The following is a 6,709-nucleotide window of genomic DNA, read 5'->3' as shown; positions in this document are numbered from 1 at the left end:
TGTCCCGTCTGCAAGAACCCTGTCCCCGCCGAGGGATATGTAATTGCCCGGATGTTCAGCCGCCACGACAGGAAGCATCTGCGCGTTCTGGGATGAATAGTAGGAAAAGTTATCCGCGAGCGAATAGTAGGAAAAGTTATCCGCGAGCGCAACTGCGAGACGGCAATCAAGGGCAAAAATTCGCGAAAGCGCAGCACCGACCGAGGTTCGCAGGCTCATAACCGCGCCGAAGGCCGCTATTTGAGTGGACAGACGAACCGATAGGACGAATCTGGGCTGTTTCGCAGGTGTTTGTGCCGGGAAACGGACACACGTCTCCCGATGGGCGTTACGGAGGAAATTGTCAGTTGAGGCGATCGGGATCGAATCCCGGTGGAGACCGCCCGATCTTGATCAGATACCGGAGAATCCGCTTGAGTTCGTCGGTATCCTCGATGACGGCGATGACTTTCATGTCGGCTCCGCACTTGGGGCAGACCATCGGATCGACCTCATAGACCTTCGCGAGAAGTCGGGCCCAGGCACGCTTACGCGCGTCGACGGTGACTTCTTGCTCTCCATCCGACAACGCCTCGTATCCAAGGTCTTCCGCGCCGCCGCCGCGTCGGTGGGCAGCTTTCCACCCCTCGGGCGCCCGCTCCGCAACCCAGGACATGTCCTCCCACCGCCCCTTCGTGCGGGAAGCATAGAGGCCGTAGCGCCGGATGAGCTGCAAGCCTTTTTATCGCCGTGGTCGCGACAGAGATTGCCGTGCTCACATAAGTATATACGGGCGTAACGAGCTTCCTGCTTCACGGGGAGAATGAATTCATGGAACGCAACATAACATGGCGCATTCACCAGACGCCTTCTCGTCGCTACGCTCCTGCGACGGCGCAGGTGATGCGCGTCGTTAGGGGGGCGCTTCGCGCAGATTGGAACAGTACCATATCTGCAACATGCGTTTTTGTAACTCTATGCCGTAGATTGACCTGAAAACGGACAGCTGTTTATAGTGACGGCGAGGATCTTATTCCTTCAGGCAGCTGTCCGTTTTCCGCCGGAATCCCTGTCCGAAATCACCGGAGCACACAGTATCCACACCGTGTTGATCGTGGACGAGGCGCACCTGCTCTCCAACGAGATTGTCAAAGAACTGAGGATGCTTGCCAATTTTGAGATGGACTCGGTCAACGCGATGACGATTCTCTTGTGCGGACAGGAATCGCTGCTACAAAAATTCGGGCTTTGCATCCTGGAGTCCCTGGCTAACTCAATCAGCATCTCCGTTTCCACCGATGGCCTGCCCAAGGAGGAAACGTTCAGCTACGTGGAACAGCGAATCACCGCCTGCGGCGGCAATCCGGCGATGTTTAAAATCGGATAGGGTGTAGTCGATGACTGTGGTGCTTTCACGGTTGTCACCGGCGTTCCCATTGTTGCTGCAGCGGGGCGCCTTTTTCTTTGGTCGGGAGGGAGGAAGCCTTCCCGGTCAACCGAGGAAGTCCAGTATCGGCAGGTTCCTCAACTTCGGGGCAAGCTTACCTGGCGGGGAACACCTTACAAGGCGGGTGCTATGTTTGATATAACCACGATAATAGAAAAATACATAAAGAATACCGACTCGCTTCATTCTCTCCCGACGTCTTCAACGTCTCCTTCAGCGGCACCCACCACGCCGGACGCTACCACAGAGGCCCCGGCCGGAACGGCCTCGGAAGCTTCCTATAGGGAGACGGCCCGCTATATTTCTGAAGAGATAAGCAGTATGAACTACCATCGCCTGCGGCGCATAATGCTTGTACCCCTGACACTCAACCTGTTGTTTCTCGTTTTTTCTCTGGCAGGCTTCCATGGGCCCCGCGAGGCCGTCACCGATGTACCCAACGTTATTTTGATGATCAGAATCGCCGTTTTCGCGGGAATGATTTTTTTTCTTTTCGCGTGGAGCGGGAAAACGAAAGCCCCCGCCGCTTCGATCGTTCTTATGGGGTGGTTTCTACTGATTATTCTCCGCACTTACAGCGTGACGGATATCCCCCTGATGCTTATCCTCGTGCTGGAACTTGTTCTTCTGAACCTTTTCGTCTTGTCGCCGCCGGTTGTGTCGATCAGTTCCAATACGATCATTCTGGTATCCTTCATTCTGTTTCGTTTCATTCAGTTTTCTCCGGTTGAAGCTCCGGAGGTGGCCGGCAGCGAATCCGTTTTTGGTGGGGGTGGAAGCAGTATCGCCGGCAGTAGCCCCGGCAGCGACGTGCTCACCCTGCTACCGGCGTTTATCGCCTTCATGGTCCTGATCGCCGTCGTGTCTTTTCTCAGCCGCTACCAGTTTAGAGATATTATCCGGCAAATCTATCTCAGAAAGATAACTGTCGACCAGCTGGCGACGATCAAGGCGCAGAATGCGGAACTGGAAAGACTGCATCGCATGCGCGATGATGTAGACAGAATAGTACGTCACGATCTGAGATCTCCTCTGAACGGTATACTTGGGGCGACTCAACTGCTGAAAGGAGGATCTGTCGAAGATCAACGCGATGAGTTTGTCTCCATCATCGAGCAAAGCGGATACAAAATGCTTCATATGATCAACAACTCCCTTGATCTGTATCAGATGGCAGAAGGCACCTACTTACTTGAACTGGAAGATGTTAATCTCACCACCCTGCTCGAAGAAGTACGCAATGAGATGCTATCTTTAACGGGGTTGAAGAACGTGGATATGCAGTTTCATTTCACTCCCTCCGCTGCAACGAACGCCCGGGCCGATGCGGGGCATAGGGAAGTATACGTGCAGGGAGAACGCGTTAAATTAGCCAACATGATGTCCAACTTAGTCAAGAACGCGGTGGAAGCTTCCCCGGAGGATGAAACCGTTACCGTCAGCGTAGACTCGAGCCGCCGAGACTCCGTCACCATCGATATCCACAATATGGGGGCAGTTCCGGTGCAAATGAGAGACTCATTTTTTGAACGCTACGCTACTGCCGGTAAGAAAGGCGGGACCGGTTTGGGAACCTATTCCGCGAAACTCATTGCCGACACCCACGGTGGAGATTTGTCGTTCACCACCTCCGAGCGTGACGGCACCCATTTGACGGTAACCCTGCCCCGTGTTACATCGGTAACTGCCGCGCGAAGATGAGGTCGATGTCTCTGAGCCGGCTCTCTCATAGCTGTTTGAGGTGAGCCCAACTGTCAACACAAATTTTCTAGCAATTTAAGGAAGCCCCGTCCCTCATAGTATTCGTTCATGCTACCGACGGTAGCCTGGTCTGCGGTACGAATGACTCGTACATCTGATCGGGTGTTTGGTACTCCAGTGACTGGTGAAACCGCTCGGCGTTGTAGAAGTGAAAATACCGTGCTACTCCCTCGGCCATCTGGGCCATTGTCTCGTAGGACTTCAGAGAGCGCCATAGTCGTTCCACGTACACGTTGTCGAGGGCCCGGCCCTTTCCGTCCATGCTGATTTCGATAGAGTGCCGTTTGAGAACACCAACAAACGTGTCACTGGTGAACTGGCTTCCCTGGTCGGTATTGAAGATCGCAGGCCGGCCGTAGCGCTCAATACCGTCGCATGATTCGCCGCACGCGTTTGCGCGTCAGATGCGGGTGCTCCCCCATGAGCGCTCGCGATATCTTGCGGTAGCCATAGAACGGTATCTCTCGTAGCACCTCCAGAATGCGTTTCAGATCTTCCAGATCGGCCTCTGCACGGCTTTCGCGCTGTTCATAGTAGTAGGTCGCCCTGCTGATATCCAGCAACTCGCACTGACGCGATATGGACAGTTTGGGATGATCCGGCTCAATCATTTTGGATCGCTCCCGTACAGTTGGCGGTACTTTTTTTTAGGAACTCGTTCTCCACGGTCAGCTGTCCGACCGTCTTGAGCAGTTGATCGCGCTCCTGCTCAGTCTCCCGTTCGCGCTTCTGCTTCTTGTTAGGGCGCTCAAAGACCTCGCCCGCACCTTCTACGAGTTGCTTCTTCCACTGTGAGATCTGCCCCGGGGTGACGTCGTACTTCTGAGCCGGCTCCTGCAACGTCATCTGTTCCTTAGCTGCTTCCAAAGCAACCTTCACTTTGAATGCCGTGTCGTAACTCTTTCTCATGATGCAAGCATAACCTCTCTTGATTCATGAGGGCGAGACCTTCTCTTAAACTGCGGGTCATTCCTGCCTAAATCGCCGGGCTCATTATAGTCCTGCTCCGGTTAAATTTTTGAATGAACTGCTTGTGTTCCCTTGACACCAGAAACTATTGCCTCTATATTATGAGCGACGACTGATATAAGCCAGGCTTCATATAAATGAGGGGGCATAATTTCTATGGAAGTTGGTGATACGTTTATCGCTGCATTCTCAGATTTTTTCAAAATCGTTGGAGACACTAATCGACTAAGAATTCTTTTTGCTCTAAAGGACGGGGCACGCTCGGTCTCACAGATCATGGATCAAACGGAGCTGCCTCAGACGTTGGTCTCATTTCACTTAAAGACCCTGCGTGAGACAGGTATTGTAGAAACAAAAAGAAGCAAAACGTTCGTCTACTACTCGGTGCATGACCTCCAACTGATCGACGACATTCTATCGCTAAGCAAGCATCTCGAGTATTTTCAGCCCCGGGAAGTGGAGTTCGAATTCGAGTGGCCGCCATGGAAGAACTGCATGATGTGGAGAAGGGACGCGCGGTGACGGCACTACCAGGATACCGGAGCACTATAGGACGATTGTAAAGCTGTAAGCAACAGCATGTTAGTTTCGTGTAGCAGTGGGCTTGATTAAGTCTCACCGGCAACTTTGGCTTCAACAGGAGGTTTTGTGATGGCATGGTTTCATAATTATGGATGGGTTGTTCCCCTGACTTTTCTTATGGTTTTCTTATCGGTTTTTCTGCTTCATCGGCGGAGCTTTTCGTTTTACAGATGCGGACATCCCGATCGTGAAATCTATGGGCTCGACGGATACGATCGTCGCACCAAGGTCCGCCGCGTACGCGATTTAGAAGAGGAGTTGAACGAGATGAAGCGTCAGTACCAAGGTGTTTCCTTCGAGGATTTGGAGAAGAAGATTCGAGATTTGAAAACCGAACTCTGAGACTATCGCTTTGTAGAAACAAGATGCGCCGGAGGAACGAATGGATCTTTCGATCGGCGACAGACAAAGACAATCTTTGAAAGGTGAAGGAGATTTGTATGACCTGGATGAATGAACCGAAAGGAGGCGCCGGGATGGGGCCGAATATGATGCAAGACATGATGCACAAGGGCATGGGCATGTGTAAGGAAGTGATGGACAACTCCATGTATGCAACGCCGGAGATAAGAGCTCTCTTCGAAGATTGGTCTCTGGATGTGGAAAAGCAGATTATCGGACACTTGGCAGACGAAGACAACGTTGATGTGAACGAATTGGCCGACAAAGTGGGCGTGAGCCTCAATAGCCTATTTTTCTTTCTCACCAGGCTTGCCAATAAAGGAAAGATACGCGTGCAAGACGTGAAGATGGAGCTTATTGATCCCGAATAGACAGGTGCCGTTACTGTTTTCGGTCCACAAAACGTTCTGATTTGAGGAGACTGCTCCGATACGTAGGCACCGAAGGCTAAGCGGCTCTCGGAATAAGCGCAGGAAAAAGGTTGGGCGGAGTCAGTCGACTCCCTCGGAGCCGATAGCGGCGTATTCTCTGTGCAAGGGGAAATAACGCTCAGAGTAACCGGCGGCAAAAGCAGAGCCACGTATGAGCGTCGGCTTTTGCCGTCCCCGCTAATGCTGCTGTTACGGTTGCGATTCAAATCAGAACCGACTCCACCGGCCGCCGCTTTCCGAAGACATTACACTACGAACGGTCCGCACGGCCGCTTAAGCCCCAGCACGCCAAGAAACCCCAGCGCCACTAGAACCGCGGCTACAATTGCTCCGAGCGCCACAGGCTCCACGTGAGACTGCTCGACGGCGATACCGATAAGCGCCCATATGACAACCGCCGCGTGGGGCAAGTTTGTAAAGCGTACGCTCATGAACCAGCTCAGAAACACAACCACGGCGAATGCTACAATCGTCCAGCCGACATCGCCGAAGAGACCCCCCGACAGGCCCGCTATCTCGAGCACCTGGGTCACATTGGCCACCGTCGCTACACTCACCCACCCGAGGTAGATGCCGAACGGCACATGAACCAGCCACAGCCGAGCCCCGGGACCGAAGGTCTCGCCCGGAGAAATGAGCACGAAAATGTAGATCAGCGCGCCGAGAAGCACAGTCATCGCCACAAGCGAAAGCGCGGTCAGGCGATAGTGGAAAAAAACAAGCCACAGAACGTTCGCCGCGTTCGAGATGCAAAAGGCCGTGCCGATCCGGTCGAGATCGCGCTCGTCGCGATGCCGCGGCAGCGCCTGATACACCGAAAACGCGATTGCAAGCAGATAAATGAGCCCCCAGATCGAGAACACGTAGCCTGCGGGAAGAAAGAGAACATCAAACTCGCGCGCAAGTTCCCCGGTTGCGGTTCCACCGAGTGAAAGCGCGGTCGCAAGGAAATTGACCACCAGAACCACCGCCAACGTGATAAAACACATCCACTGTCGAACTCTGCCGGTCAGCATCATCGCCTCCCACGCCTTTAAGATAATTCACCCCATAATTTTAACGGCTTTTATCAGTCCATACAAGGAGAACGAACTCACCTCGTGCCGGAATCTCGCCGGATTCTACAAGACTGGCCACT

The 6,709-nt window shown here is 53.3% G+C and carries 8 protein-coding genes and 2 pseudogenes; 5 read left to right on the top strand and 5 right to left on the bottom strand.

Annotated features, from left to right (window positions below; all coding sequences use genetic code 11):
- Positions 1 to 403: 403 nt before the first annotated feature.
- Positions 404 to 532 (bottom strand): annotated as a pseudogene (locus BW950_RS15675) (IS91 family transposase); the annotation flags it as partial.
- A gap of 462 nt (positions 533 to 994) precedes the next feature.
- On the opposite strand from BW950_RS15675, the gene BW950_RS14290 reads away from it, so the two are divergent.
- Entirely contained in the window at positions 995 to 1,366 is a 372-nt protein-coding gene (locus BW950_RS14290) for an AAA family ATPase (protein WP_076489979.1), read from the top strand.
- Positions 1,367 to 1,747: 381 nt separating this feature from the next.
- On the top strand, positions 1,748 to 3,127 hold the full coding sequence (locus BW950_RS14285) for a sensor histidine kinase (RefSeq protein ID WP_159438819.1): 1,380 nt from the start codon (positions 1,748 to 1,750) through the stop codon (positions 3,125 to 3,127).
- 142 nt (positions 3,128 to 3,269) lie between these two features.
- Here the strand turns inward: BW950_RS14285 and BW950_RS15665 are convergent.
- The 3 genes and pseudogenes from BW950_RS15665 to BW950_RS14270 all read right to left on the bottom strand — a co-directional run.
- A pseudogene (locus BW950_RS15665) lies at positions 3,270 to 3,560 on the bottom strand (transposase); the annotation flags it as partial.
- A complete protein-coding gene (locus tag BW950_RS14275; protein WP_076489976.1) occupies positions 3,550 to 3,798 on the bottom strand; it encodes an IS3 family transposase in 249 nt (82 codons plus the stop codon). The gene BW950_RS14275 and the pseudogene BW950_RS15665, both read right to left, overlap by 11 nt.
- Positions 3,791 to 4,096, bottom strand: a complete 306-nt coding sequence (locus BW950_RS14270) for a transposase (protein WP_083944055.1) — start codon at positions 4,094 to 4,096, stop codon at positions 3,791 to 3,793. Before BW950_RS14270 ends, BW950_RS14275 begins: the two co-directional genes overlap by 8 nt.
- A 216-nt stretch (positions 4,097 to 4,312) precedes the next feature.
- Here BW950_RS14270 and BW950_RS14265 point away from each other — a divergent pair, with 216 nt between their 5' ends.
- From BW950_RS14265 to BW950_RS14255, 3 genes are all read left to right on the top strand, one after another.
- Positions 4,313 to 4,678: an ArsR/SmtB family transcription factor gene (locus BW950_RS14265; protein ID WP_076489974.1), complete on the top strand. Its 366-nt coding sequence runs from the start codon at positions 4,313 to 4,315 to the stop codon at positions 4,676 to 4,678.
- A 129-nt stretch (positions 4,679 to 4,807) separates the two neighbouring features.
- A complete protein-coding gene (locus tag BW950_RS14260) occupies positions 4,808 to 5,080 on the top strand; it encodes a hypothetical protein (RefSeq protein WP_076489973.1) in 273 nt (90 codons plus the stop codon).
- A gap of 98 nt (positions 5,081 to 5,178) precedes the next feature.
- Positions 5,179 to 5,511: a winged helix-turn-helix domain-containing protein gene (locus BW950_RS14255; protein WP_076489972.1), complete on the top strand. Its 333-nt coding sequence runs from the start codon at positions 5,179 to 5,181 to the stop codon at positions 5,509 to 5,511.
- Between the two features lie 305 nt (positions 5,512 to 5,816).
- Here the strand turns inward: BW950_RS14255 and BW950_RS14250 are convergent, their stop codons facing one another.
- Entirely contained in the window at positions 5,817 to 6,590 is a 774-nt protein-coding gene (locus BW950_RS14250) for a TspO-related membrane protein (RefSeq protein WP_083944054.1), read from the bottom strand.
- Between the last annotated feature and the right edge of the window lie 119 nt (positions 6,591 to 6,709).

It is taken from the genome of Alkalispirochaeta americana (assembly GCF_900156105.1).
Classification (GTDB): Bacteria; Spirochaetota; Spirochaetia; order DSM-27196; family Alkalispirochaetaceae; genus Alkalispirochaeta; species Alkalispirochaeta americana.
Note: the sequence above shows the minus strand (reverse complement) of the source record. Positions and strands in the feature narration are given on the sequence as shown.

What these genes read in the sequence shown, in the direction of transcription:
- BW950_RS14255 (WP_076489972.1), top strand. Translation starts at nt 5,179, where the DNA reads ATGACCTGGATGAATGAACCGAAAGGAGGCGCCGGGATGGGGCCGAAT.
- BW950_RS14265 (WP_076489974.1), top strand. Translation starts at nt 4,313, where the DNA reads ATGGAAGTTGGTGATACGTTTATCGCTGCATTCTCAGATTTTTTCAAA.
- BW950_RS14250 (WP_083944054.1), bottom strand. Translation starts at nt 6,590, where the DNA reads ATGATGCTGACCGGCAGAGTTCGACAGTGGATGTGTTTTATCACGTTG.
- BW950_RS14285 (WP_159438819.1), top strand. Translation starts at nt 1,748, where the DNA reads ATGAACTACCATCGCCTGCGGCGCATAATGCTTGTACCCCTGACACTC.
- BW950_RS14260 (WP_076489973.1), top strand. Translation starts at nt 4,808, where the DNA reads ATGGCATGGTTTCATAATTATGGATGGGTTGTTCCCCTGACTTTTCTT.
- BW950_RS14275 (WP_076489976.1), bottom strand. Translation starts at nt 3,798, where the DNA reads ATGATTGAGCCGGATCATCCCAAACTGTCCATATCGCGTCAGTGCGAG.
- BW950_RS14270 (WP_083944055.1), bottom strand. Translation starts at nt 4,096, where the DNA reads ATGAGAAAGAGTTACGACACGGCATTCAAAGTGAAGGTTGCTTTGGAA.